Source organism: Microbacterium sp. Mcb102 (genome assembly GCF_024519805.1).
Classification (GTDB): domain Bacteria; phylum Actinomycetota; class Actinomycetes; order Actinomycetales; family Microbacteriaceae; genus Microbacterium.
Window position 1 is genome coordinate 90,103 of the sequence record NZ_JALJRG010000002.1, and the last position, 24,195, is coordinate 114,297.

Genomic DNA, 24,195 nt, shown 5'->3' on the forward strand with positions numbered 1-24,195 from the left:
CCGAGGGCCGCGCGTCACGGCTCTGTCACGCCACCCTCCCCCGATCGGATAGGATGGACAGGTTGTTCCTGGTGACGTGTCCGAGCGGCCGAAGGAGCACGCTTGGAAAGCGTGTGTTGTGCAAGCAACCGCGGGTTCGAATCCCGCCGTCACCGCCAGAAACGCAAGAAGGGTCTCCGCGCCAGCGGGGGCCCTTCTTGCGTTTCTCTCCAGTACGGGGATTCGGGGAGGAGCGAGCGCCGGGATACGCCCCCGGCTCACTCAGCCGTCGAAGCGCACGCCGTAGATCTGCCCACCGGGCGCTGCGGGTAGGCGCGTCATCCCGAGCCGCTCGTAGAACGCGGCCGCTCCAGCGTTGTTCGGATCGATCCCCAGGTGCAGTCCGCGCACCCCGCGGCGGGTCAGCTCGGCGAACAGGGTCTCCATGAGCCCGCGCCCCAGCCCCTGCCCCTGTGTCTCGGGGAGCAGATCGATGTGCAGATGGGCGGGGTACTCGGCGGCGTTCGGCTCGATGCCAGGGGCTCGCTCGTAGCCGTACTCGACCATCCGCTCCTCCCGGGTCGCGGGCTCCGCAGACCGGGGGTATCGCTCCTGCAGCCCGGGCCACCACTCGTCGCGGAACCAGGTATAGAACGCGTCGGTGTCGTCCGTCGCCACGATGTACCCGATGGTGCGCTCGTCGTCGCTCTCGACCACCCAGGCGAGGTCGGGATGCCGCTCGGCATAGGGAACGGCGAACAGGTCGCCCCACAGCGAGTCGTCGGAGAGGATGCCGGTCGCATCCCCGCCCGCGTCGGCGGTCTGCACGCAGATCTCGTACAGCGCGGCACGATCGGTGGGGCGGTAGGGACGGATGCGCGACACGAAGGCTCCTCTGACTGAACGGTCCGGTTCAGCCTATCGGCGCCTCTACCTCGGACTTCTTCTGCTGCACCCAGGGCAGCAGCCAGGCCGCCAGCACGAGCACGACGCCGGCGCCGACGAGCGCACCGCCGAGCGTGTCGGTGGCCCAGTGCACCGACAGGAATGTCCGCGAGAGCGCCATCGCCAGCACCCACAGCACACCGAGGATCGCGGTCCAGACCCGCGGGAACAGCACCCAGACCACGAGCGCGATCGTCGCCGCGTTCGCGGTGTGGCCGGATGGGAACGAGCCGTAGTCGCTCACCACCAGCATGTCCTCCGGGCGCGCTCTTCCGAAGAGCTGTTTGAGCAGCTGCACCGCACCGGCACTCGCGGCGAAGCACACGGCCGCGAAGACCGCACCACGCCAGCGTCGTGCGAGCACGAGCACGAGGATCGCCAGCAGCGGCACCCCGAGGATCGCCACCCAGCCGCCGCCGATCCAGTCCATGACCAGCGCGAACTGCAGCAGCCAGTCACCCCGGATGCCGGCGACCGTCTCGTTCCACCAGTGGTCGAAGCCGGGCGTCTCCGGATACACGAACACCACCAGGGCACCGAGCACCGTCGCGAGCGCGAGGAGGCCCACTCCCCACCACAGCAGCATCCGCCTGTCCATCGTCCCATTCTGCGGGACGGGGCCCTGCCGATCAGGGATTGAGCATCCCGACGGTCCGCGGACGCACGACGAACCAGAGCGAGAGGATGCCGATGGCGGCGCAGCCGACCATGACCGAGGCCATGGTGGTCGCGGTGATCCCGGCGTCGTGGGAGAGCCATCCGACGACCGGTGAGATGAGCCCGGCGACACCGAAGTTCGTCGCGCCGATGATGGAGGCCGCGGTGCCGGCCGCCTTCCCGTGGCGGTCCAACGCCAGCACCTGCACGTTGGGGAACGTGAAACCGCAGGCGGTCATGAACACGAAGAGCGGGATGACCGTTCCCCAGAGTCCGAGCCCGAGCTGGTCGGTGACGATGATCGCGACGCCGGCGAGCAGCAGCACGGCGGTGGAGTAGGCCATGACCCACTGCGGTCCGAACCGGGCGGCGAGACGAGACGCGGTCTGGACGCCCGCGACGACGCCGAGCGAGTTCACGGCGAAGAGCAGGCCGTATTGCTGCGCATCGAGTCCGTGCGTGACCTGGAACAGGAACGGCGAAGCCGAGAGGTAGGAGAACAGCCCCGAGAAGGTCATGCCACCGATCACCAGCACACCGAGGAAGACCCGATCCGAGAGCACCGAGCGATAGCGCTGCAGCATCGTCGCGCCCCCGCGGTCCTGTCGGCGGGCGACGGGCAGCGTCTCCGGGATGAACAGGATCGCCGAGGCCAGCATCACGATGCCGTAGGCGGCGAGGACGACGAAGATCCCCCGCCAGGGCATGAGGGTCAGGAGCCACGAACCGATCAGGGGCGCGATGACCGGGGCCACGCCCGACACCAGCGCGAGACGCGAGAGCATGACGACCAGGCGGCGTCCGCCGAACAGGTCGCGCACGATGGCCATGGCCACGACGCCACCGGCCGCGGCTCCCACGCCCATGAGGACGCGCGCGGCGCTGAGCAGGCCGAGGTCCGGAGCGAAGGCCGCTCCGACGCTGGCGAGCACGTGCAGGGCGGTGACCGCGATCAGCGGCACCCGGCGGCCGACCTTGTCGCTGAGCGGACCGACGACGAGCTGCCCGAGGGCGAAGCCGATCATCGTGCCGGTGAGGGTCAGCTGGATCGCCGCAGCCGTGGTCTGGAAGTCCTCCTCCAGCACCGGGAAGGCGGGGAGGTAGAGGTCGATCGTGAACGGCCCGAGCGCCGTGAGCGCGCCGAGCAGGATGATGTACAGCGTCCGGCGACCGAGGGAGATCGCATCCCCCGGGTGCAGCATGATGGGCGCCGTCGCCGGGTTCGCGCCGAGGGTGCGGATGGCGCCGGTGGCGGTGGAGGTGCGGGTGCTGCCGGTGGCGGTGCGCTCGGGCTCTGCGGCCGGAACGGCGTCCGACCCGTCGGGTCGCGCGGTGGGGATGGAGTCAGTGCGGGGAGCGTCGGACACGACGTCCTTCCAGTGTTCGGGGTGCGTGGTCGAATCGATTCGCCAGGGGAAGAACCCATGCTACCGCCGACCCGACCCCACCCCCGCGATGGCTCCGGGCGGGAGGTCAGCGCGCGATGCGCTCCAGACCCTGCTCGAGGTCGGCGAGCAGGTCGCCGATGTCCTCGATGCCGACCGAGAGCCGCACGACGTTCTCCGGAACGGCGAGCTCGGTGCCACGCACCGACGCGTGGGTCATGTCCGGCGGGTACCCGATGAGGGATTCGACTCCGCCCAGCGACTCGGCCAGTTGGAACAGCGAGGTGCTCTCGGCGAAGGCCCGTGCGGCATCGGCGCCCGCGGCGAGCCCGAGCGAGAGCATCCCGCCGAAGGCGCTCATCTGCGAAGCGGCGATCTCGTGACCGGGGTGTGCCGCGAGTCCGGGGTAGTACACCTGCGCGAACTCGGGGCGCGCTGCCGCCCACTCCGCGATCGCCTGCGCGTTCTCGGAGTGCTGCCGCATCCGCAGCGCGAGCGTCTTGATACCCCGCGTGGTGAGCCACGCGTCCAGGGGCGCGGAGACGGCACCGACCGCGAACTGCTGGAACTTCACCTGATCGAAGTAGCGGTCGTCGCTGAACACGACCGCGCCCCCGAGCACGTCCGAGTGACCGCCGAGGTACTTCGTCGTGGAGTGCACGACCAGGTCGGCGCCGAGCGCGAGGGGCTGCTGCAGCGCGGGCGAGGCGAACGTGTTGTCCACGACCACGATCGCACCGGACTCGTGTGCGACCTCGGCGATCAGAGCGATGTCGACGATCTTCAGCAGCGGGTTGCTCGGCGTCTCGAGCCACACGATCTTCGTCTCGGGGCGGATCGCGGCGCGGAGCACATCCACATCCGAGAGCTCGACCGTCGTCGTGTCGATTCCCCACGGCGAGAGCACCTTGGTGAGCAGCCGATAGGTCCCGCCGTACACGTCGTTGCCGAGCAGCACGTGATCACCGGGCTTCAGGATGCCGCGCAGCAGAGCGTCTTCGGCGGCAAGACCCGAGGCGAAGGAGAGTGCGCTCGCGCCACCTTCGAGCGCGGCCAGCTGCGTCTCGAGCGACGACCGCGTGGGGTTGCCGGCACGGTTGTACTCGTAGCCCTCGCGGAAGCCGCCGATGCCGTCCTGCACGTGCGTGGAGGACTGGTAGATCGGCGGGATGATCGCCCCCGTCGTCGGGTCGGGAGCTTGTCCTGCATGGATGGCGCGAGTGGCGAAGGCGTGGTCGGACATGCCCTCAGCCTACGACCGCCCCCGCAGCGGAGGCCCTCCCGTTACGCCCGGGGTCATCCGCCGTCGGAGCGCTCAGCGGGAGAGGTACCCGAGCAGATCCTGTCGCGTCAGCACCGTGTGCGGCTTGCCGTCTTCCGTGACCAGCAGGGCATCGGCGTCGGCGAGCGCTGTCTTCGCCTGGGCGACGGAGGCATGGATGCCGATGAGCGGGAGCCGCTCCCCCACGTGCGCTCCGACGGCATCGGTCGCGCTCGCCTCGCCCCGGAACAGCAGGTCGAGCAGCCCCTTCTCGTCGACCGTGCCGACGACCTCGCCCATCATGACGGGCGGTTCGGCGCTGAGCACGACCAGCTGCGACACGTCGTACTGCGTCATCATCCCGATGGCCTCGAGCACCGTGTCGGTCGGATGCGCGTGCACGAGGTCGGGGATACCCTCGCCCTGGCGCGATGGCCGCGCGGCGAGCACGTCGGCGACGGTCTCCCCCTCTTCCACGTCGCTGAACCCATAGGAGCGCATCCATCCGTCGTTGAAGATCTTCCCGAGATAGCCGCGACCGCCGTCGGGGAGGAGGACGACCATCACGGCATCTGCGGGCAGTTCGCGCGCGACGCGCAGGGCGCCGACGACGGCCATGCCGCTCGATCCGCCGACGAGGATCCCCTCCTCGCGGGCGAGCCGCCTCGTCATCGCGAACGAGTCCGCGTCGCCCACCGCCACGATCTCGTGCGGAATGGTCGGGTCGTAGGCGCCCGGCCAGATATCCTCCCCGACGCCCTCGACGAGGTAGGGACGACCGGTGCCGCCGCTGTAGACGCTGCCCTCGGGATCGACGCCGACGATGCGCACCTGCCCCTCCGACACCTCGCGGAGGTAGCGCCCGGTCCCCGTGATCGTGCCGCCCGTGCCGACGCCGGCCACGAAGTGCGTGACCTGCCCCTCGGTGTCGCGCCAGATCTCCGGCCCTGTGGTCTCGTAGTGGCTGCGCGGACCGTTGGGGTTCTCGTACTGGTTCGGCTTGAACGCGCCGGGGATCTCACGGGCGAGTCGGTCGCTGACGCTGTAGTACGACTCCGGGCTTTCCGGCGCGACCGACGTGGGCGTCACCACGACCTCCGCGCCGTAGGCCCGCAGCACGTCGATCTTGTCGTCGCCCACTTTGTCGGGCAGCACGAACACGCACTTGTAGCCGCGCTGCTGGGCGACGAGTGCCAGGCCCACTCCGGTGTTGCCGCTGGTGGGTTCGACGATCGTGCCGCCGGGCTTCAGGTCGCCGGAGGCCTCGGCGGCATCGATGATGCGCGCGGCGATGCGATCCTTCGACGACCCGCCCGGGTTCAGGTACTCGAGCTTCACGAGCACCGTGCACGCGACGCCCTCGGTGACGTGAGTGAGCTTCACGAGGGGCGTGTCGCCGACGAGGTCGACGATCGAGTCTGCGTACTTCATGACTTCAGGGTAGACGCGCGGATGCCGCGGGCGGGGCTGTGTTTCGCCCACCCGCGGCATCCGTTCTCACGAAAGGCCCCCTGTGTCTTCCGAAGCGTCAGCCCTTCGTCGACCCCGCCAGCAGGCCCCGCACGAAGTACCGCTGCAGCGCGAAGAACACGATCAGCGGCACGATGATCGATACGAATGCGCCGGCCGTCAGCAGGTACCAGCCTTCACCGCGACCGGTGATCTCGGCGAGCACCTTCGTGATCGGAGAGGCGGCACCGTCGGCGAACACGAGCGCCACGAGCAGATCGTTCCAGACCCAGAGGAACTGGAAGATCGCCACGGACGCGATCGCCGGCATCGTGAGCGGAAGCACCACGCGGAAGAAGATCTGTCCGCGGGACGCGCCGTCGACGCGCGCGGCCTCGATGATCTCGCCGGGGATCTCCGACATGAAGTTGTGCAGCAGGTAGATCGCGAGCGGCAGCGCGAACATCGTGTGGGCGATCCACACCTGCGCATAGCCGCCGGCGACGTCGAGGCCCTCCGTCACCTGCACACCGAACAGGTTGATCCCTCGGGAGAACGATGACAGGAGAGGCACCAGAGCCATCTGGATCGGCACGATCTGCAGCGCGAACACGAAGATGAACAGCGCGTTGCGACCCTTGAACTCGATCCAGGAGAACGCATACGCCGCCATCGCCGCGATCATCAGCGGGATGAGCGTCGCTGGGATCGTGATCACGATCGAGTTGAAGAAGGACTCCAGGATCGTCAGCTGCGTGGTGCCGGACTGCAGCACCGCCGCGTAGTTGTCGAGCGTCAGCCGGGGGTCGGTGAACACGGTCCACCAGCCGGTCGTCTCGATCGCTTCCCGGTCGCGGAACGACGAGATGAAGAGGCCGAGCGTCGGAACGGTCCAGATGACGGCGATAATGATCGCGGCGACACTCGCCCAGGGCCGGCTGAGACGCTTGCGGGTGCGACCGGCCGAAGCCTCGAACCGGCCCGCGGTCGTGATGGCCCGCGTGCTGTCGTCGGCGTCTGTCTTCACGGTGTCGGTCATCGGATCTCCCGCTGCTTCTTGATCTGGCGTGCGTTGTAGATGACGATCGGCAGCACCAGGATGAACAGGATGACGGAGAGCGCAGCACTGCGACCCGCCTCGAACTTCGAGAACTGGGTGTACATCTCATTCGCCAGCACCGACGTGCCGTAGTTTCCACCGGTCATCGTGCGAACGATGTCGAACACCTTCAGGGAGGCGATCGAGATCGTGGTCAGCACGACGATGAGCGCCGGACGGATCGACGGGATCGTCACCGACTTGAAACGCTCCCAGGCGTTGGCGCCGTCGAGCTCCGCCGCTTCCAGCAGCTCGGCCGGCACGCCCTTGATGGACGCCGAGAGCACGACCATCGCGAAACCGGTCTGCACCCAGATCAGCACCACGATGAGCGCCAGGTTGTTCCACGGATTGTTCAGCAGGAACTGCTGCGGCTCACCGCCGAACCAGACCAGGATCTGGTTGAGCAGACCGATCTGCTCGAACTCCGGGCCGCGGTAGGCGTACACGAAGCGCCAGATGATGCTGGCACCGACGAACGAGATCGCCATCGGCATGAACACCAGCAGCTTGTAGATCTTCTCCCCACGGGTCCGATCGATGAACACCGCGTACCCGAGGCCGATCATCGTGGAGAGCGTCGGGACGAGCAGCACCCACACGATCGTGTTGATCACCGAGGTCACGCCGTCGGACTGGGTGAAGATCCAGAGATAGTTGGAGAACCCGACGAAGTCGCTGCCCGTCGAGTTCCAGAACGACGCATAGACGGTCTGGATCGACGGCAGGATGAGGCCGGCGAGGAGCAGCAGAATCGCCGGGGCCATGAAGGCCACGAGCTGGATCAGGTAGCCCGCGCCGTCGCGGGACCGATAGTCCAGGAAGAAGAACAGTGCACCGACGGCGACCGCGACTCCCATCGCCCAGTAATAGGAGTTGAAGAACCACATCACCGCGAGCGGGATGAGCAGGCACATCGCGAGGCGGATGCCGGTGTAGAGAGCGCCCTTGCGCGGGGCGATATCGACGAGCAGCAGGATCACCACCACGACCACCGCGAACGCGATGACCACGGCGAGTGCCTGGAGGATCGGCGGGAGTGTCCCGATCCATTGGAAGAACACAGTCGCGTTCATGGATTCCCCTTCATGAGACGGAGCTGATCAACGGTCGGCGCGGCGATGCGTGGACCGGGTGTGAGAAGGAGGGCCGCCCCGCGGGGCGGCCCTCCTCATCCGATCAGCTGGAAGGCCAGCCGGTCTCGATCTGGGTCAGCACCTCATCGGTGGAGGTCCCGTTGATCCAGGCGACCATGCCCTTCCAGAAGGTTCCGGAGCCGACAGCACCGGGCATCTGGTCCGAACCGTCGAAGCGGAACGTCACCGAGTCGTCCTGGAGGAGCTTGATCGACTCCTGCAGGATCGGGTCCTCGACCACGTCGAGGTCGACACCCTTGTTGGCCGACGTCACGCCACCGAGGGCGAGACGGCTGTTGGCCCACTCAGGGCTGGACAGGTACTCGAGCACCTTCTGCGTCGCCTCGGAGTCGCTGAATGCACCGACGATCTCGCCACCACCGGTGATGAGCGTCTCGTCCGGGTTCGGGCTCGGCGTCAGGAACGCCCAGACATCGCCGTCCTCGGCGAAGTTCGTTCCCTCGGGGTAGAAGCCCGACAGGAACGAGGCCTGGTGGGTCAGCCCACACTCGCCGCTCGCGACCTTCGCGGCCACGTCACCGAATGCGGTGGAGTTGATCGAACGCACGTCGCCGAAGCCGGCGTTGACGTACTCCGGGTTCAGCAGGATCTCACCCGTGGCGTCGAACGCCTCCTTGATCTGCGGGTCGGTGAAGGGGATCTCGTTCTTGACCCACTGGTCGTAGACGTCGGGGCCCGCGTTGCGGAGCACGAGGTCTTCGATCCAGTCGGTGCCCGGCCAGCCGGTCGCGACGCCCGACTCGAAGCCGGCGCACCACGGGGCGGCGCCGCTCTTGTCCTTGATGGTCTGCGTCAGCGTCAGCAGCTCGTCCCAGCTGGTCGGCTCCTCGACACCCCACTCGGCGAACTTGGTCGGCGAGTACCAGACCCACCCCTTGACGCTCGCCATCAGCGGTGCGCCGTAGAACGTGCCGTCGTAGGTGCCGAAGTCGACCCAGCCCTGCGTCCAGTACTCCTCGGCGTTCTTCTTGACCGCCTCCGGAGCCGGCTTCAGCAGGTCACGCGACGCGTAGTCCGCGAACAGTCCGGGCTGCGGGAAGATCGCGATGTCGGGCGGGTTGCCGCCCTGTGCGCGGGTGCCGAGCTGCGTCTCGAAGTCCTGGCTGCCCTCGTATTTGATCTCGATGTCGTTCTCCTTCTCGAAATCCGCCCAGGATTCCGCGAGGAGTTCTGCTTCGCCCTCGACGATCGTGCCGTAGATCGTGACGGTGTTGTCTCCGCCGCCACCACCGCCGCCTCCGGAGGTCCCACCGGGAGCCCCGCATCCGGCGAGCGCGATGCCCGCGACCCCCAGCAGGGCGAGCGGCGCGTAACGCCGGGAACGCTGTGACAGAGCCATGTGAATTCTCCTCTTCGAGTACAGGGTCCCACCTGATGCGATGCCACCCCGCGGCACCGGTAGGGAACCGATTCCAGGCCAACCTACTGGCGATCGATATCCCGGCACAACACGGAAGGGTCACAAGCTCACAACCATTCGACTCAGATCGACGCCGTCGATGGGAGCGCTCCCTCGCGCACAGTGTGGAACCGGTTCCTTTTGAGCGCTTCGGGGACTACGCTGTCACCCGGCGCGGCGACCGCGCCGCCACCCACGCAACCGCGTGATCAGGTCGAGGAGGACCGATGAGCACGATCGCGGACGTCGCTGCGCGTGCCGGGGTGTCGAAGGCCACCGCGAGCCGTGCGCTGAGCGGGCGCGGTTATGTCTCGGAGGACACCCGTGCCCGCGTCACGGATGCGGCGCGCGAGCTGTCGTATGTCGCGCACTCCTCCGCGACGAGCCTGGCCACCGGTCGCACGCAGACGGTCGGCGTCGTGATGCCGCCCGTGGACCGCTGGTTCTTCGCCGAACTGCTGGCGGGCATCCAGGAATCTCTGTTGACGCTCGACTACGACCTCGCGCTCTACGGCGTGCCCGAAGGTTCGCAGATGCGAGATCGGCTGTTCGAGAACGTGCTTCCCGGGCGACGATTCGACGGCATCATCGCCGTGGACATCCAGCCCAGCGCCCGCGAGCTCGAACGCCTGCAGCTCACCGGGCGTCCGCTGGTGAGCGTGGGTCCATACAGCGAAGGATCCACTGCCGTCTCCATCGACGACGCCGCCGCAGCCCGCATCGCCACCGAGCATCTCGTCGAACTCGGTCACACCGATATCGCCTTCGTCGGCGGCGCGTCCGACGGGAAAGCGCTGAGCCTCGGCGACGCCCGGCGACTGGACGGCTATCGCGGCGCGCTGCGTGCCGCGGGACTCACCGAGCACGCGCGGGTCGCGGGCGCCACTCCCACAATGCCGGGCGGCTACGCGGCGACGGCCGGTCTGCTCGGCGACCGTCGGAACCGCCCGACCGCGATCGTCGGAGTGTGCGACGAGGCGGCCATCGGCGCGATCATCGCCGCGCGTCGCCTGGGCATCGCGGTGCCTACCGAACTCAGCGTCGTCGGCATCGATGACCATCAGCACGCCGACATGTTCGCCCTGACCACGATCGGGCAATCGCCCCGCGAACAGGGACACGAGGCCGTGCGCCTCCTGATGCAGCGGATCGACAGGCCGGATGCTCCGCTCGAACATGTGTCGGCGGCATCCGCCCTCGTGGTGCGCAACTCCACCGCTCCGCCGCGCTGACCTGCGCGGAAAGCGCCGGAGACGCACGAAGGCCCCGGGCGAACCCGGGGCCTTCGATCAGAAACGCGTGAGCGTCGCGATTACTTGAGGGTAACCGTGGCGCCTGCCTCTTCGAGAGCAGCCTTGGCCTTCTCGGCGGTCTCCTTGTTGGCGCCCTCAAGGACAGCCTTCGGGGCACCGTCGACGACAGCCTTGGCCTCGCCGAGACCCAGCGAGGTGAGCTCGCGGACGGTCTTGATGACCTGGATCTTCTTGTCGCCAGCAGCCTCGAGGATGACGTCGAAGGAGTCCTTCTCTTCCTCAGCCTCAGCGGCGCCTGCGCCACCCGCAGCACCGGCAACGGCGACGGGAGCAGCAGCGGTGACCTCGAACTTCTCCTCGAACGCCTTGACGAAGTCGTTGAGCTCGACGAGGGTCAGGCCGGCGAACTGCTCGAGCAGCTCCTCAGTGGTGAGCTTAGCCATGATGTATCTCCTAGATAGATGGGGTTTGTAGACGAGATCGCAGGTCGCTTACGCGGCCTCTGCGGTCTCCAGCTTTTCGCGAAGAGCATCGATGGTGGCGGCAGCCTTGCCCATCGTCGCCTTCATCATGCCCGCAGCCTTCGCCAGCAGAACCTCACGGCTCTCGAGCGCGGCGTACTTGTTGACCTCGTCCGCGGTGAGGGCGTTGCCCTCGAAGATGCCGGACTTGATCACGAGAAGCGGGTTGGCCTTGGCGAAGTCACGCAGAGCCTTGGCGGTGGCGACGAAGTCACCGTGCACGAACGCGACAGCCGACGGACCCTTGAGGTCGTCGTCCAGCGCGGAGATGCCAGCCTTGTTGGCGGCGATCTTGGTCAGCGTGTTCTTCACCACGGCGTACTCAGCGTCCTGACGGATGCTGTTGCGCAGCTCCTTGAGCTGGGCAACCGTCAGACCGCGGTACTCGGTCAGCAGGACGGCGTTCGAGTTCTCGAATGACTTCGTGAGCTCGGCGACCGATGCATCCTTCTGCGCCATGGTCACTCCTTGGTGTGTACGAGGCGCCGCACGGTGGTGGGGCGCCGACCTGGACCACCTGCACAGAAAAAAGCTCCGGCGCAAGCGCACGGAGCTTTGAGAAGTTCGTGTCCTGCGCGGGCCCCTGCTGTGCAGAGCTTCGATCCGGCGTGATTGCGCACGCCTGATGACCAGCGGTCTTCGGTTGCCACAACTCTACCTCACCCGCTCCTCTCCCCCAAATCCCCCTCCCTCCCCCTCCCCCTCCTCTCCCTCCCTCTTCGCCGAGTGCACGGGTTGTTGACGAATGCACGGGTTGTTGCCGTGAATACGCGGTGCGCTCGGCGGCGGGCCGCACAGTCGGCGTCTCGATGGGGCGGCGACGGTCAGGGCGGAGTGATGTGGAAGGTGGCGAGGCGCGCGGCGAGGGCGGCGGGCGACCCGATGTGCTCCGACCCCCATCGGGCGAAGCGCCACTGCGTCCGACCCCGGATCCAGTCCTCACGCTGCTTCTCCGCGAGCAGGACCTGCTCGAGCGTGCGACCCGAGCGCAGAGCCTCGTCGAGGTATTTCGTCTTGCCGTCGAACTCTCCGAAACTGCGGACATCGGCGAGCCCGAAGTCGACGAAGTAGCGAGTGCCGCCGGGCCCGTCCACCGGCACCTGCAGGTCCGGGGCGGCGAAGCCGAGTCTGTGCAGATGCAACCGGCTCACACTCTCACCGGGAAGCTGCGCCCGCCCGTCGGCGAAGTCCGCGACCCACCGCGCCTGACGGATCCCCCGCGCTCCCCCGGCAGCGGTCAACCTGGCCGCAAGTTCACGACGCCAAGAGAGGACGGCATCCATGTCCCACTCCCACTGCCGCTCCGCCATCTGCCGCTCCGCAGCGTCCGCCAGTGCCACGGCCGCGGGCGGCGTCAATGCGCGGATGAGATCGAACACCGTACGCGACAAGGTGGTGCACCGGATGCCGCTGCGCACTGTGACGTCGGAGATCGGGAGCGGCGCGACATGACGGAACACGTCCGGCGCACTCGAGATCCTCCGCGGCGACGGAGTGGTCATATGGACACGGGCGAGGCGCATCGCGTACAGCGGCAGTCCCCACAGCACGGCCGCCGACGCATGAGACATGACCGCGGAACCGCTCGCATCTCGGGCCACAGCGATGACGTGCGCGTGGTGCCGCTGTTCCGGCCGCAGAGACTCCCGATCGGCGGTGTCCATGAACCACCCTCGCCGGATGCTGAACAGCACTCCGCTCTGCAGCGCGGCGGCGATCCTCCGATCCGTCCACCCGTTCAGAAAGAGATCTGCCCGCGATCGGACGAGCTGGGTGAGGACAGGCACAGTTGTCGTCGGCATGCCCAATAGTTCCGCCGTCCCCCTTCCCGGCATCCCTCCCCACCCTCTCCCCTCTTCTTGCTGCCCCCGGCTCGTTGTGCAGGACGAGTGCCACACCGCGAGCGCACCGGATGCTGCCGAGCGCACGGGCTACACGCGTGAACGGGCCGTGCGCTCGGCATCAAGCCGTGCACTCGGCGGAAGGGGAGGGCGGGCGGAAGGGGAGGGCGAGGGATGCGGGGGCGGGAGGGCGGCGTGTGTGCGAGGGAGGGTCGGCGGGCGGGGTTAGGGTCGAAGGGTGACCCCCGAACTCGCCGCCCGCATCGTCGCGGATTCTCGCGACCGCGTGGCGTGGATGCGCGCACGCTCCCGGGGGATCACCGCCACCGACGTCGCCGGACTCACCTCCGAGAAGTCGATCGCTCGCGCGGCGGACTCCAAGCTCGGCGGAGGCCCCCGCTTCGTCGGCAACGCCTACACCGATCACGGCCGGCGGCGGGAGCCCGAGATCGCGGCGTGGGTGGCAGCGACCCACGGCATCCTCCCGTCTTCCGCCCTGTTCCGCGCCGAAGTCGAGCACCGGCACCTGGCCACGCCCGACGGCATCGCGGTCGACGCCGAGGGGCGAGTGAAGCTCGCCGAGATCAAGACGACCAACAAGGCGTTCCGCGGCATCCCGCGCACCTACCTCCGCCAGATCTGGTGGCAGCAGCACGTCCTCGGCGCCGAGCGGACACTGTTCGTCTGGGAGGAGCACGTCGACTTCTCCCCGATCCACGACGAGCCGCGCTGTGTATGGATCGACCGCGACGACCGCGAGATCGCCAAGCTGGTGGGCCTCGCCACCGACCTCATCGACGAGCTCTACCGGCGCACCACCGGCCGGCAGGTCCCGAGCCTCACTCCGGAGGATGCCGCAGCCAGCCGCCGCGAGCAGCTCCGTGAACGCGACGCGTTCCGCGCACTGGCACTCGCCGACTGACCTCTCGGCTTCGACCTAGTAGCTGGCTGCGATGCCCATCGTGCACTGCGGGTTCGCGCCGAGCAATCCCATGGTCGCGTTCGCCACGAGCCAGTCGGACTTCCACCCGCCCGGCCCGGTGAAGCGGATCCCGAAGGTCTTCGTCGCTCCCAGAAGCCCCGTGAGCAGGCCCCCGTCGATGACGGTGACGTAGGCAGCCGCGGACCCCGTCGTCTGGACGTTCCCGAGGAGGTTGCTCAGGATCGGCTCGAGGAGGCCCTGATTGACGATCTGCCCGAACTCGGCTTTCGTCAGGTCGTACCCCGTCGCGGCGGCCGGTGCCCGCCAGGAGATGGTCACCTTCGGGTTGGCGCCCAGCAGTCCACTGCTCGCCACGCAGCCGGGAGATGCGGAGGCGATGGGTTCCGGGACGTTGATCGAGGTTCCGGTCGCGGTCGCCCGCTCGGCATCCGTCCATGCCGCCTCGGTCGACGGGACGGTCGGGGCGAGGCCGACCCCGATCAGCAGCGAGATCCCGAGCACGGCGCCCACCGACCGCAGACGCTTCTCGGGACTCATCGGACACCGCCGGGCTCACGCGGCTCAACACCGATCGCCACGGCACGACGACGAGCGACGAGCAGGACACCGACGACGACCAGCGCCGATGCACCGGCGAGCACCCACGGCGGCAGCGGCGTCGGACCGGTCGCTGCCAGGCCTCCACCGGGACCGACGATCACGTCTTCACCGATGCCGCTGGCATGGAGGCGGAGGGTCGTCGAGCCCGCCGCCTCTTCGCCGAGCCCGATGGAAAGCCGGACGTGCGCGACGTCGGTGTCGGCGACCTCGCCGAGCCGCACCTCGCCGCCGTCGCGCGGCACCTGCCATGCCGAGCGCACGATCACGGCACCGCCGGGGCATGCGCTCCCCTCCCAGGCGCGCAGACAGATGGACACGTCGAGGACCAGCGGCGCTTCGCCGGTGGCGCTCAGGGCTATCGTCACGACCCCCGGATCCGGTGCCACAGCACTGACGGCGACATCCCACCGCACCTGCTGCCCGGGGAGCAGCGATCCGGCGGCTTCCCAGTCCGCCACCGAGACGAGCCGCAGGATGCGCCCCTGGATGATCTCCGTCGTCGGCGACGCCCACGCAGGGGCCGCCGAGCCGAGCAGCATGAAGAGCACGACGACTCCGACGCTCAGGCGTCTCATGGGCGCCGATCCCTCCGTCTGGCCCCCGCCGCGACCAGCGCGTCCGGAGCCGCTGGACCCTCGACGTCGTCGGAGGATTCCTCCGGCGCCACGCGCTCCCTCCGCGGCCAGAACGCCCACACGACCAGCAGCGATGCACCGAGCGTGACCCCGCCGAGCACCCACGGACTGCCGAACCAGACGATGACATTCGCGAGGGCGGGCACCGAGCCACGGACGATGCGGACGTCGGACACGATGTACGGCGCCGGATCCTCGACGTCGTTCGCGTCACCCTTCATGGTGAGGGTGCGCATGTCGCCCGCATCCGCCGGCTCGACCGCGGTGACGCGGTGCGTGATCGGCAGGGCTGCATCCCGATCCACCGTCACGACGTCACCGACCGCGATGTCGGAGGCGGGTATCTTCTGCACGAGGGCGACGGATCCAGCAGGGATGGTCGGCGCCATCGACCCGGTCTTGAACATGATGAGCGAATAGCCACCGGTGAAGGCCATGATCACGAGCACGATGCAGATCACACCGCCGATGGCCGCCAGAGTGAGCAGCACCTCGCGCACTCCGCGTCCCACTGCGCGGGCGCCGCGTGCGATGGTGGCCATGTCGTCTCTCAGCTCGTGCTTCCGGTGAAGGTCCAGGTCGGTTTCACGGTGCCGCCCTGCGCCGTTCCGGTCGCATCTGAGGGCAGCTCGAGCACGATGCAATACGTGATCGTGTTGAGCGGGGTCACGGTGAGTGTCTGCGCGGGAAGCGCGGGAACCGCGGTCAGAGCGGCCGTCGCGGTCGCCGTCGTCGTGCAGTTGGCGGGTGCAGCGACCACGGCGATGTTGACCCTGATCGCGTTCTGCAGCGCGAGGTCTGCTCCGGTCGGCGCCGTGCCCGCGTTGTTCGTCACAGCGACGGCGGTGAGGTTGACCGTGCCACCCAGGGTGCCCGACGCCTGCACCTGCACATACGCCGCCTTCTTCACCCCGGGGTAGAGGCCCGTCGCGTCGAGAGGCACGGTGAGCACGGTCTCGGTGGGTCCGTGCGACGCGAATGCCCCCTGATCGGACCGTGACACGATCGAGAAGCTCCCGGCGCTGACCGTGCTCGTCGCGAGTTCCTGGTCGGTCCACGCCGCGATCGTCATCGTCGCGCCGACGCCGAGCACCAGCCCGCCGGCGAGCAGGGCCCGCACGCGCCGAAATGCACGCGAGGGCCGCGGGCGAACGGACGCGCGCAACGAGCGGCGGGTGGGCGCTACGGCTGCACCGAGGTCGCGTTCCACTGCCATGTGACGGTTCCCGTGTCGCCCTGCTCGATCCCGCCCGCACCGGAGGCGGCGGTGACCTGGATGCACAGGTTGACGTCCGTGCCCGGCGTCATCGTCGCAGGCACCGCGGTTCCCGCGGCGAACGCGGTCTCGTCGCAGCCGAAGGTCGTCCCCGTCGACACGACGTCGTAGGTCAGCTTGCCCGCGGTGACGAAGTCGCCTGCCCCGACGGGAGCGACGGCGTCGAGCGTGGCGTCGTAGGTGCCGCCGAGACGCAGGGCGTACGGCGCGTACACCACGTCGCCCGGGCTGAGGTTCGTCGGGTTGAGCTCGAAGGTCAGCGAAGCTGCCGCGTCGTCGGTCGCGTGCTCGCTGAACGTCGTTCCGTCGGTGGAGCCCGTGAACGTGAAGGATCCGGCGGTGAAGGTGCCGTTCGCGAACTCGGAGTCGTTCCACGCGGCGAGTGTGACGGCCACCCCCACTCCGAGGACGAGTCCGCCCGCCAGGACGGCGAGAACCTTGCGCTGCGTGTCTTTGGTAGCCATCGGAGTCCCCCTCAGGAATCAGGCGATCGCGTGAATGCCTGAGAACGACCGCCTCGCAGAGGCCCCGCATCCCCGCCGTGCCCTCATCCTCACTGACGCCTTCCCCCAGAACAAGGCGATTTCGCGCACGTCCGAGGCACATCGCGCGCACCGCATTTCCCGCCACAATGGTTGACGTAGATCAACGATTCCCATATAGTTGACGCAGTTCAACCATCTTGCGCGCGCCAGAGCTGTCGCAGCATCCGTCCTTCCGACCGCGAAAGGTCTCGCATGACCACGGACTCCCCCGTCAAGATGACGCATCGCCAGGTGCTCGAAGCCCTCACCGGGCTCCTCCTCGGCATGTTCGTCTCGATGATCGCCACCACGGTGGTCTCCACCTCGATGCCGGTCATCGTCCATGACCTCGGCGGCGACCAGGCCGCATACACCTGGGTCATCACCGCGACCCTCCTGACGACAGCGATCTCCACGCCGATCTGGGGCAAGCTCGCCGACCTCTTCAACCGCAAGCTCCTGATCCAGATCGCGATCGTCATCTTCGTCGGAGCGACTGCGGCGGCCGGATTCGCGCAGGACACCAACACCCTCATCGCCTTCCGCGCCATCCAGGGCATCGGCGGTGGCGGGCTCGCCGCCCTCAGCCAGGTCATCATGGCCGACATCATCAGCCCGCGCGAGCGCGGCCGGTACATGGGGCTGTTCGGCGCCGTGATGGCCGTCGCCACCGTCGGCGGCCCGCTCCTCGGCGGCTGGATCACCGACGTCGCGAACTGGCGCTGGAACTTCTTCGTCGCCCTCCCCTTCGCCGTCGCCGCGCTGATCATCCTGCAGAAGACGCTGCATATCAGCACCGAGCGCACCCGCAAGGTCTCGATCGACTACGTCGGCATCGTGCTGCTCTCGGCCGCGGTGTCGCTGATCCTCATCTGGATCACGAACGCCGGCTCGACGTTCGACTGGTGGAGCACCGAGACCGTGCTCATGGTCGGCGGCGCGATCGTCTCGGCCATCGCCTTCATCATCGTCGAGCTCAAGGTCCGCGAGCCCCTCATCCCTCTCACGCTCTTCCGCGGTCGCACGTTCACCCTGTCGGTGCTGGCATCGATCTCGATCGGCGTCGCGATGTTCGGCACCTCGGTGTACCTCGCGCAGTACATGCAGCTCTCCCGTGGCGCCACGCCCACCGAGGCCGGCCTCATGACCCTGCCGATGATGGCGGGGCTCCTGATCTCGTCGATGGTCATCGGCCAGCTCGTGACCCGCTTCGGCAAGTGGAAGGGCTATCTGATCCTCGGCTCCGTGCTGCTGATCGCCGGTTCCGTCATGCTGTCGACGCTGCACTACGACACGAACTTCGCCCTCGTCTCGATCTACATGTTCGTGATGGGCGCCGGCGTCGGCATGACCATGCAGAACCTCGTCCTCATCGTGCAGAACGTCGCGAAGCCGAGTGAGATGGGTGTCGCGAGTTCGGGCGTGACGTTCTTCCGCAGCCTCGGCGGCACGGTCGGGGTCTCGGTCATGGGCGCCGTACTGGCGAACAGTCTCACCAGCCTGTTCAGCGACGGCAAGGAGCGCATCGGGGCGGCGATCGCCCAGCTCGGCGACAAGGGCGCCGATGTCGCCGCGCAGCTCTCCAGCGGAACGCTGCCCGAGGTCCGGCTGCTTCCGGAACCGGTGCGCTCGATCATCGAGGACTTCTACGCGCAGGCCATCTCGCACGCGTTCGTGATCGGCATCCCGCTCGCGGTGATCAGCCTCATCGCGATCCTGTTCCTGCCGAACCGTCCGCTCACCACGATGACGACCACCGAACGGGCACAGGCAGATGCGGCGAAGGCGGACTCGGCCGCAGACGACGATGCCACCCCGGTCGATGACGCGGCCGACGTCGCGATCGCCGATGCCACGGCGCTCTCCGGTGCACCGACGACCGGCACCGTCACCGTGGCCGGTCGCACACGCGACGCACACGACGATGCAGCCGCCGATGCCGGACGTTGATCACCTCTCCGACACCCCCGAGGCGCGGGCCGCTGCAGTGCGCGCCCTCGAGGCGCAGTTCGGCGAACTGATCACGCACTTCCGTCGGGTGATCTCGGAGAACGCGAACCGCGTGAGTCCCGGCCTGCTGCCGGGCGCGTACAAGATCTTCACCACGATCGCCCGATGCGAGACCGTCACGGTGTCGTCGCTGTCCGAGCGGATGCTGCTGGACAAGGGGCAGGTCAGTCGGATGGTGCGCGAGCTCGAGGAGCTCGATCTCGTCGAACGCTCGACCGATCCCGCCGACGGGCGCTCCTTCCTGCTGCAGCTCACGCCCCTGGGGGAAGAGCGCCTCGCAGCCGCGCGGCTCCCTCAGGAAGGCCGGCTGCTCCGCACGCTCGAGGACTGGAGCCTCGCCGACATCGGGAGCCTCACCCGCCTGCTGCACGCCCTCGCTTCGGGCGCGAGCCCGGACGCGATCGCTTCGGAGTGAGGGGCGTCTCCCCGAGCACCCGACGTGCCTCGGCGGCGATCTCGGCAGCGATGGTGTCGAGCAGCTCTGAGCGCAGGTTCCACTGCTGCCAGTAGAGCTGGACCCGAAGCGTCGGGCCGCCCAACGGGATCAGCCCGGAGGACTCCTGCAGGAGCGGGACCATCCCCCACCCGAGCCCGAGCCCGACGGCGAGCGCATAGTCATGGGACGCCGGAACGTAGTGCCGCGGCACCCCCGCCTCGCTTACGGACATCGCTCGGAGCCACTCGTGCTGCAGCGTGTCCCGCCGGTCGAAGTCGACGAACGGTGCGGCCCTCAGGGCCTCCGCCGTCACTCCGTCGGCGAACCAGCGCGCTGCGAACCCCGGTTCCGCCATCGCCCGGTATTCGAGTACGCCGAGCGGCGACACCGAGCATCCGGCGACCGGCGCGGCCTCGCTCGTGACCGCGGCCATCACGGTACCGGATTCCAGGAGCCGGGCGGTGAAGTTCTGGTCGTCGCGGTGCAGATCGAAGTCGATGTCGTGGCCGGCCGCGAGCCGGGAGAGGGGCGCGAGGAACCACGTCGCCATCGAATCGGCGTTCACGGCGAGCGGGATGCTGATCCGCCGGCTCTCCGCGACCTCGTCGATCCCCACGCCGAGGAGCGCGTCGTGCTCGAGCAGAGCTATCTGGCGGGCCAGGCGGACGACGGCCTCCCCCGCCTCGGTCAACTGCGCGGGCTTCGTACGCACGACCAGGATCCGACCGAGTTGCTGCTCCAGCGTCTTCAGGCGCTGACTCACCGCCGACGGCGTGATCTGCAGTCGCCTGGAAGCGGCGTCGAGCGTGCCCTCGTCGACGATCGCGGCGAGCGTGGCTGCGAGTTCCGGGTCGATCCTCACATAAGCGATGCTAATGGTTCGGTAGGAATCTTCGCTTCTCTTCACGATGCGAGATTCCTAGGCTGGAGCCATGCTCACCGTTCTCGCCGGCCTCGGACTCGGCCTCTCCCTCATCGTCGCCATCGGCGCGCAGAACGTCTTCGTGCTGCGCCAGGGAATCCGCCGCGAGCACGTGTGGGCTGTCGTGATCATCTGCGCCCTGTCGGATGCCGCTCTGATCGCCGCGGGCGTCGCGGGCCTCGGATTCGTGCTGTCGGCCGCCCCGTGGCTCGTCGTCGTGGCACGTTGGGCGGGGGCGCTGTTCCTGCTGAGCTACGGCATCCTGGCCGCGCGCCGCGCCTGGCGCGGCGGCGAAGAGCTCCAGGTGGACGGAGCGGATGCCGCCGACTCGGCCGCGGCGACGCCGGGCAGCGCGACGGCGACCCTCACCCGCGCCCGGCTGGCGCCTGTCGTCCTGACCACGCTCGCGCTCACGTGGCTCAACCCGCATGTCTACCTCGACACGGTGCTGATGCTCGGCTCGATCGCAGCCACTCACGGCGAGGAACGCTGGCTGTTCGCGGGCGGCGCCATGGCCGCCAGCATCCTGTGGTTCACGGCGCTGGGGTTCGGTGCGCGCTATCTGGGACGCTGGCTGCGTACGCCGCGCTCCTGGCGCATCCTGGATGCGGTGATCGCCGTGATCATGATCGCCATCGCGATCAGTCTCGTGCTGCCGGTACTGGGCGGCTGACCGATCAGCCGTCGATCTGCGCCACCCGCGCCCGGACCAGCTGCTCGAGCACGCCATCGGGGATCGGATGCTCCGGTTGGAACCGGATGGTCCCCTTGTCGACGCTGACACCCGGCTGACCCTCCAGCGCTCCCGCCACGGCCGCGACGGCATCGGGGCTGAACGGATAGATGCCGATGTGCTTCTTGGCGCGCATCACCGACAGCAGCGGCTTCCCGGCGTGGACGAGGGCCGGCATTCCGTAGCCCTTGCCCTGCTCGGCATCCGGAGCCTCCCGACGTGCGACCGCGTACACGCGGTCGATCGCGTCACGATCCGCAGGAACGAGTTCTTCGAGATAGTCGTCGACAGTGCCCATCACGGCATCCTGCCACCCCGGCCCCGCTCCGACAACGCAGAAACGCCCCCGGGAGAACCCGGGGGCGTTTCTGCGAGTCAGACTCAGATGGAGTTGACGTCCAGCGGGATGCCGGGGCCGAACGTGGTCGACACCGCACCCTTCTGGATGTAACGGCCCTTCGAGCTCGAGGGCTTGAGGCGGACGATCTCCTCGAGCGCTGCGCCGATGTTCTCGTCGAGCTGCTCTGCGGTGAAGGACGCCTTGCCGACGACGAAGTGCACGTTGGCGTGCTTGTCGACGCGGAACTCGATCTTTCCGCCCTTGATCTCCTCGACGGCCTTGGCCGGGTTCGGGGTCACGGTTCCGGTCTTCGGGTTCGGCATCAGACCACGCGGTCCGAGCACCTTTCCGAGACGACCGACCTGGCCCATGAGCTCCGGGGTGGAGACTGCGGCGTCGAAGTTGGTCCAGCCATCGGCGACCTTCTGGATGAGCTCGGCGCCGCCGACCTCATCCGCACCTGCGGCGATCGCTGCCTCGGCCGCGGGGCCGGTGGCGAAGACGATGACGCGGGCGGTCTTACCGGTTCCGTGGGGCAGGATGACGGTGCCGCGCACCATCTGGTCTGCCTTGCGGGGGTCGACCGCGAGCTTCAGCGCGACCTCGACGGTCGAGTCGAACTTCGACGAGCCGGTCTCCTTCGCGAGGGCCACTGCCTCGGTCGGGGTGTAGAAACGGTCTGCCTCGATCTTCTCGGCGGCAGCCTTGTAAGCCTTGGACTTGGTAGCCATGATTATTCTCCTCAGCCCTCGACCGTGATGCCCATGGAACGGGCGGTGCCGGCGATGATCGAGATCGCGGCCTCGATGTCGTTCGCGTTCAGGTCGGCCTGCTTGGTCTCGGCGATCTGGCGGACCTGGTCCTTGGTGATCTTCGCGACCTTGACGGTGTGCGGGGTCGCGGAGCCCTTGGGGACGCCTGCGGCCTTCTTGATGAGCTCCGCCGCCGGCGGGGTCTTCAGGACGAAGGTGAAGCTGCGGTCCTCGTAGACGGTGATCTCGACGGGGATGACGTTGCCGCGCTGCGACTCGGTCGCGGCGTTGTACGCCTTGCAGAACTCCATGATGTTGACGCCATGCTGACCGAGCGCGGGGCCGATCGGCGGCGCCGGGTTGGCTGCACCGGCGTTGATCTGAAGCTTGATCAGGCCGGTCACCTTCTTCTTCGGTGCCATTCTCTTTCCTTTCATCGAATCGGATGCCGGAGCATCCGCTTCTCCCACAGATCCGGCGTTTCCGGATCGTGGTCGTCTCTGCGCACGCCGTAGCGGCACACAAACCACACAAGTCTACCTGATGCTGCCGCACAGCACGAACGCCGCGTCATGCCGAGCCGAGGAGCCAAGACACGCCGCAATCGCCCGACGTGCTGCGGCGTGTTCTGGCCCCTCGCAAGAAGGGAGCGAACGCAAGAACGGCCGCCCCGAAAGGGACGGCCGCTCTCAGGATGTGTGTCAGACCATCTTGGTGACCTGGTCGAACGACAGCTCGACCGGGGTCTCACGCTCGAAGAGCGAGACGAGGACCGTGAGCTTGCCGCTCTCGGGCTTGATCTCGCTGATCGAACCGGGAAGACCCGCGAACGAGCCCTCCTTGATCGTGATGGTCTCGCCGACCTCGAAGTCGACCTCGGCCGGCAGCGGACGAGCGACGGCGACGCCGCCCTTCGACGCGATGTTCTTGGCCGTGGGGACGTCCTTGACCTCGACGAGCGACTTCAGCATGTTGAAGGCCTCTTCGAAGCGCAGCGGCGTCGGGTTGTGGGCGTTGCCCACGAAGCCGGTGACACCCGGGGTGTGACGCACGACCGACCAGGTGTCTTCCGTGAGCTCCATGCGCACCAGCACGTAGCCGGGGATGCGCACGCGGGTGACCATCTTGCGCTGGCCGTTCTTGATCTCGACCACGTCTTCCATCGGGACCTCGATCTGGTAGATCTCGTCCTCGACCTCGAGCGTCGACTTGCGCTGCTCGATGTTCGCCTTCACCTTGCGCTCGAAGCCGGCGTAGGAGTGGATGACATACCACTTGCCCGGGAGCATGCGGAGGTCCATGCGGAAGGCCTCGTACGGGTCTTCCTCGGCGTCCTCGTCAACTTCATCGGCGGAGGAGTCCTCGTCGCCCTGCACGTCGTCCGCACCGAGCTCGGGGCCGTCGTACGGGGTGACCTCGTCGGCCGCAGCCGCGTCGAGGTCGGCGGCCTCTTCGGCCACAGATTCGTTGAGGACCTCAGCGGCAGCCTCAGACTCAGCCGCTTCGTCCAGGTTCAGAGCGTCGTTCACGATCGCGTCCGCCTCCGGGTCGTCGATGTCGATGTCGATGTCAGCCGTGTCATCCTCTTCGCCGTCCTCGTCTTCGACGTGAACCGCGATGTGCTCGGCCGGGGTGGCCGAGAGCTCTTCCTCAGCGAGGACGTTGCCCTCCTGGGCTTCGTCTTCCTCGCTGGACTGCTCTGCGGCGGTCGCCCAGTCGGCGTCGTCGGAATATCGTTCAGACACGTTGTTTCTTCTCCATAGCTGCGGCGCGAGCCGCGGGGGTCATCAGCCAGGGATTCCGAACACCCAGTGCGTCAAGAACGCGAACAGCGTGTCCAAGCCGTAGACGATGCCCATGACGATCAGAACGAAGACGAGCACCACCAGGGTGAACTTGAACAGCTCCTTGCGAGTCGGGGTGACGACCTTGCGGAGCTCGGCGATGACCTGGCGGATGAACAGGGCGATACCCCCGAAGAACCGTGAGAAGGGGTTGCCCTTCTTCTCGCGGGTGGCGCCGGCCGCGACGACCTCGCCGCGCGGTTCGTCCTGATCCATCCTGAATGTACCTTTCGT

Annotated in this window: 27 protein-coding genes and 1 tRNA gene; 6 read left to right on the plus strand and 22 right to left on the minus strand. The window is 67.9% G+C overall.

Features of this window, described 5'->3' with window-relative positions; translation table 11 throughout:
* Window positions 1–70 precede the first annotated feature (70 nt).
* A tRNA-Ser gene (locus OC372_RS06590) sits at window positions 71–158 on the plus strand.
* Window positions 159–261: 103 nt separating this feature from the next.
* On the opposite strand, the gene OC372_RS06595 is transcribed toward OC372_RS06590, so the two are convergent.
* The 8 genes from OC372_RS06595 to OC372_RS06630 all read right to left on the minus strand — a co-directional run bounded on the left by OC372_RS06595 (window position 262) and on the right by OC372_RS06630 (window position 9,271).
* Complete coding sequence (locus tag OC372_RS06595) at window positions 262–864, minus strand: GNAT family N-acetyltransferase (protein ID WP_105711384.1); 603 nt, start codon at window positions 862–864, stop codon at window positions 262–264.
* A 28-nt stretch (window positions 865–892) separates the two neighbouring features.
* Window positions 893–1,522, minus strand: a complete 630-nt coding sequence (locus OC372_RS06600; RefSeq protein ID WP_036302883.1) for a phosphatase PAP2 family protein — start codon at window positions 1,520–1,522, stop codon at window positions 893–895.
* Window positions 1,523–1,553: 31 nt separating this feature from the next.
* The gene (locus OC372_RS06605; protein WP_262001290.1) at window positions 1,554–2,948 is read right to left on the minus strand and encodes a multidrug effflux MFS transporter; all 1,395 of its coding nucleotides are present in this window, start codon (window positions 2,946–2,948) and stop codon (window positions 1,554–1,556) included.
* Between the two features lie 106 nt (window positions 2,949–3,054).
* Window positions 3,055–4,209: a cystathionine gamma-synthase gene (locus OC372_RS06610; RefSeq protein WP_262001291.1), complete on the minus strand. Its 1,155-nt coding sequence runs from the start codon at window positions 4,207–4,209 to the stop codon at window positions 3,055–3,057.
* Between the two features lie 72 nt (window positions 4,210–4,281).
* Entirely contained in the window at window positions 4,282–5,658 is a 1,377-nt protein-coding gene (locus tag OC372_RS06615; RefSeq protein ID WP_262001292.1) for a cystathionine beta-synthase, read from the minus strand.
* 97 nt (window positions 5,659–5,755) lie between these two features.
* Entirely contained in the window at window positions 5,756–6,715 is a 960-nt protein-coding gene (locus OC372_RS06620; protein WP_029261011.1) for a carbohydrate ABC transporter permease, read from the minus strand.
* Window positions 6,712–7,851 carry a carbohydrate ABC transporter permease gene (locus tag OC372_RS06625; protein ID WP_262001293.1) on the minus strand — a complete coding sequence of 380 codons (1,140 nt, stop codon included), beginning with the start codon at window positions 7,849–7,851 and terminating at the stop codon, window positions 6,712–6,714. Before OC372_RS06625 ends, OC372_RS06620 begins: the two co-directional genes overlap by 4 nt.
* 103 nt (window positions 7,852–7,954) lie before the next feature.
* Window positions 7,955–9,271: an ABC transporter substrate-binding protein gene (locus tag OC372_RS06630; RefSeq protein ID WP_105711389.1), complete on the minus strand. Its 1,317-nt coding sequence runs from the start codon at window positions 9,269–9,271 to the stop codon at window positions 7,955–7,957.
* Window positions 9,272–9,558: 287 nt separating this feature from the next.
* Between OC372_RS06630 and OC372_RS06635 the strand changes: the two genes are divergently transcribed.
* The gene (locus OC372_RS06635) at window positions 9,559–10,563 is read left to right on the plus strand and encodes a LacI family DNA-binding transcriptional regulator (RefSeq protein WP_105711390.1); all 1,005 of its coding nucleotides are present in this window, start codon (window positions 9,559–9,561) and stop codon (window positions 10,561–10,563) included.
* Window positions 10,564–10,643: 80 nt separating this feature from the next.
* Here the strand turns inward: OC372_RS06635 and rplL are convergent, their stop codons facing one another.
* From rplL to OC372_RS06650, 3 genes are all read right to left on the minus strand, one after another.
* Entirely contained in the window at window positions 10,644–11,027 is a 384-nt protein-coding gene (gene rplL, locus OC372_RS06640; RefSeq protein WP_029261007.1) for a 50S ribosomal protein L7/L12, read from the minus strand.
* Between the two features lie 48 nt (window positions 11,028–11,075).
* Window positions 11,076–11,564 carry a 50S ribosomal protein L10 gene (rplJ, locus tag OC372_RS06645; protein WP_029261006.1) on the minus strand — a complete coding sequence of 163 codons (489 nt, stop codon included), beginning with the start codon at window positions 11,562–11,564 and terminating at the stop codon, window positions 11,076–11,078.
* Between the two features lie 365 nt (window positions 11,565–11,929).
* Window positions 11,930–12,907, minus strand: a complete 978-nt coding sequence (locus tag OC372_RS06650) for a hypothetical protein (RefSeq protein WP_262001294.1) — start codon at window positions 12,905–12,907, stop codon at window positions 11,930–11,932.
* Between the two features lie 277 nt (window positions 12,908–13,184).
* Between OC372_RS06650 and OC372_RS06655 the strand changes: the two genes are divergently transcribed.
* Window positions 13,185–13,868, plus strand: a complete 684-nt coding sequence (locus tag OC372_RS06655) for a YqaJ viral recombinase family protein (RefSeq protein ID WP_262001295.1) — start codon at window positions 13,185–13,187, stop codon at window positions 13,866–13,868.
* Window positions 13,869–13,883: 15 nt separating this feature from the next.
* Here the strand turns inward: OC372_RS06655 and OC372_RS06660 are convergent, their stop codons facing one another.
* The 5 genes from OC372_RS06660 to OC372_RS06680 form a co-directional block, all read right to left on the minus strand.
* Window positions 13,884–14,426 (minus strand): hypothetical protein, encoded by a 543-nt coding sequence (locus tag OC372_RS06660; protein WP_262001296.1) that lies wholly within the window; start codon window positions 14,424–14,426, stop codon window positions 13,884–13,886.
* Window positions 14,423–15,064, minus strand: coding sequence for a hypothetical protein (locus OC372_RS06665; RefSeq protein ID WP_105710385.1), 642 nt, complete (start codon window positions 15,062–15,064; stop codon window positions 14,423–14,425). The genes OC372_RS06660 and OC372_RS06665 overlap by 4 nt, the downstream gene beginning before the upstream one ends.
* Window positions 15,061–15,666, minus strand: a complete 606-nt coding sequence (locus OC372_RS06670) for a signal peptidase I (RefSeq protein WP_105710386.1) — start codon at window positions 15,664–15,666, stop codon at window positions 15,061–15,063. Before OC372_RS06670 ends, OC372_RS06665 begins: the two co-directional genes overlap by 4 nt.
* 8 nt (window positions 15,667–15,674) lie before the next feature.
* Window positions 15,675–16,244, minus strand: a complete 570-nt coding sequence (locus OC372_RS06675; protein ID WP_258134110.1) for a SipW-dependent-type signal peptide-containing protein — start codon at window positions 16,242–16,244, stop codon at window positions 15,675–15,677.
* Window positions 16,245–16,306: 62 nt separating this feature from the next.
* On the minus strand, window positions 16,307–16,864 hold the full coding sequence (locus OC372_RS06680) for a SipW-dependent-type signal peptide-containing protein (RefSeq protein ID WP_262001297.1): 558 nt from the start codon (window positions 16,862–16,864) through the stop codon (window positions 16,307–16,309).
* 273 nt (window positions 16,865–17,137) lie between these two features.
* Between OC372_RS06680 and OC372_RS06685 the strand changes: the two genes are divergently transcribed.
* Window positions 17,138–18,874 (plus strand): DHA2 family efflux MFS transporter permease subunit, encoded by a 1,737-nt coding sequence (locus OC372_RS06685; RefSeq protein WP_262001298.1) that lies wholly within the window; start codon window positions 17,138–17,140, stop codon window positions 18,872–18,874.
* On the plus strand, window positions 18,861–19,349 hold the full coding sequence (locus tag OC372_RS06690; protein WP_262001299.1) for a MarR family winged helix-turn-helix transcriptional regulator: 489 nt from the start codon (window positions 18,861–18,863) through the stop codon (window positions 19,347–19,349). Before OC372_RS06685 ends, OC372_RS06690 begins: the two co-directional genes overlap by 14 nt.
* Here OC372_RS06690 and OC372_RS06695 read toward each other — a convergent pair.
* Window positions 19,288–20,232, minus strand: a complete 945-nt coding sequence (locus OC372_RS06695; RefSeq protein ID WP_262001300.1) for a LysR family transcriptional regulator ArgP — start codon at window positions 20,230–20,232, stop codon at window positions 19,288–19,290. The two genes, OC372_RS06690 and OC372_RS06695, sit on opposite strands and share 62 nt — an antisense overlap.
* 70 nt (window positions 20,233–20,302) lie before the next feature.
* Here OC372_RS06695 and OC372_RS06700 point away from each other — a divergent pair, with 70 nt between their 5' ends.
* The gene (locus OC372_RS06700; protein ID WP_262001301.1) at window positions 20,303–20,965 is read left to right on the plus strand and encodes a LysE/ArgO family amino acid transporter; all 663 of its coding nucleotides are present in this window, start codon (window positions 20,303–20,305) and stop codon (window positions 20,963–20,965) included.
* A 4-nt stretch (window positions 20,966–20,969) separates the two neighbouring features.
* Here OC372_RS06700 and OC372_RS06705 read toward each other — a convergent pair whose 3' ends face one another.
* The 5 genes from OC372_RS06705 to secE all read right to left on the minus strand — a co-directional run bounded on the left by OC372_RS06705 (window position 20,970) and on the right by secE (window position 24,177).
* Complete coding sequence (locus OC372_RS06705) at window positions 20,970–21,323, minus strand: iron chaperone (RefSeq protein WP_105710393.1); 354 nt, start codon at window positions 21,321–21,323, stop codon at window positions 20,970–20,972.
* An 83-nt stretch (window positions 21,324–21,406) separates the two neighbouring features.
* A complete protein-coding gene (gene rplA / locus OC372_RS06710; RefSeq protein WP_029260994.1) occupies window positions 21,407–22,096 on the minus strand; it encodes a 50S ribosomal protein L1 in 690 nt (229 codons plus the stop codon).
* A gap of 11 nt (window positions 22,097–22,107) precedes the next feature.
* Window positions 22,108–22,539, minus strand: coding sequence for a 50S ribosomal protein L11 (rplK, locus tag OC372_RS06715; RefSeq protein WP_017829145.1), 432 nt, complete (start codon window positions 22,537–22,539; stop codon window positions 22,108–22,110).
* 279 nt (window positions 22,540–22,818) lie between these two features.
* A complete protein-coding gene (gene nusG, locus OC372_RS06720; protein WP_105710394.1) occupies window positions 22,819–23,862 on the minus strand; it encodes a transcription termination/antitermination protein NusG in 1,044 nt (347 codons plus the stop codon).
* Window positions 23,863–23,904: 42 nt separating this feature from the next.
* Entirely contained in the window at window positions 23,905–24,177 is a 273-nt protein-coding gene (secE, locus tag OC372_RS06725) for a preprotein translocase subunit SecE (RefSeq protein WP_029260992.1), read from the minus strand.
* Between the last annotated feature and the right edge of the window lie 18 nt (window positions 24,178–24,195).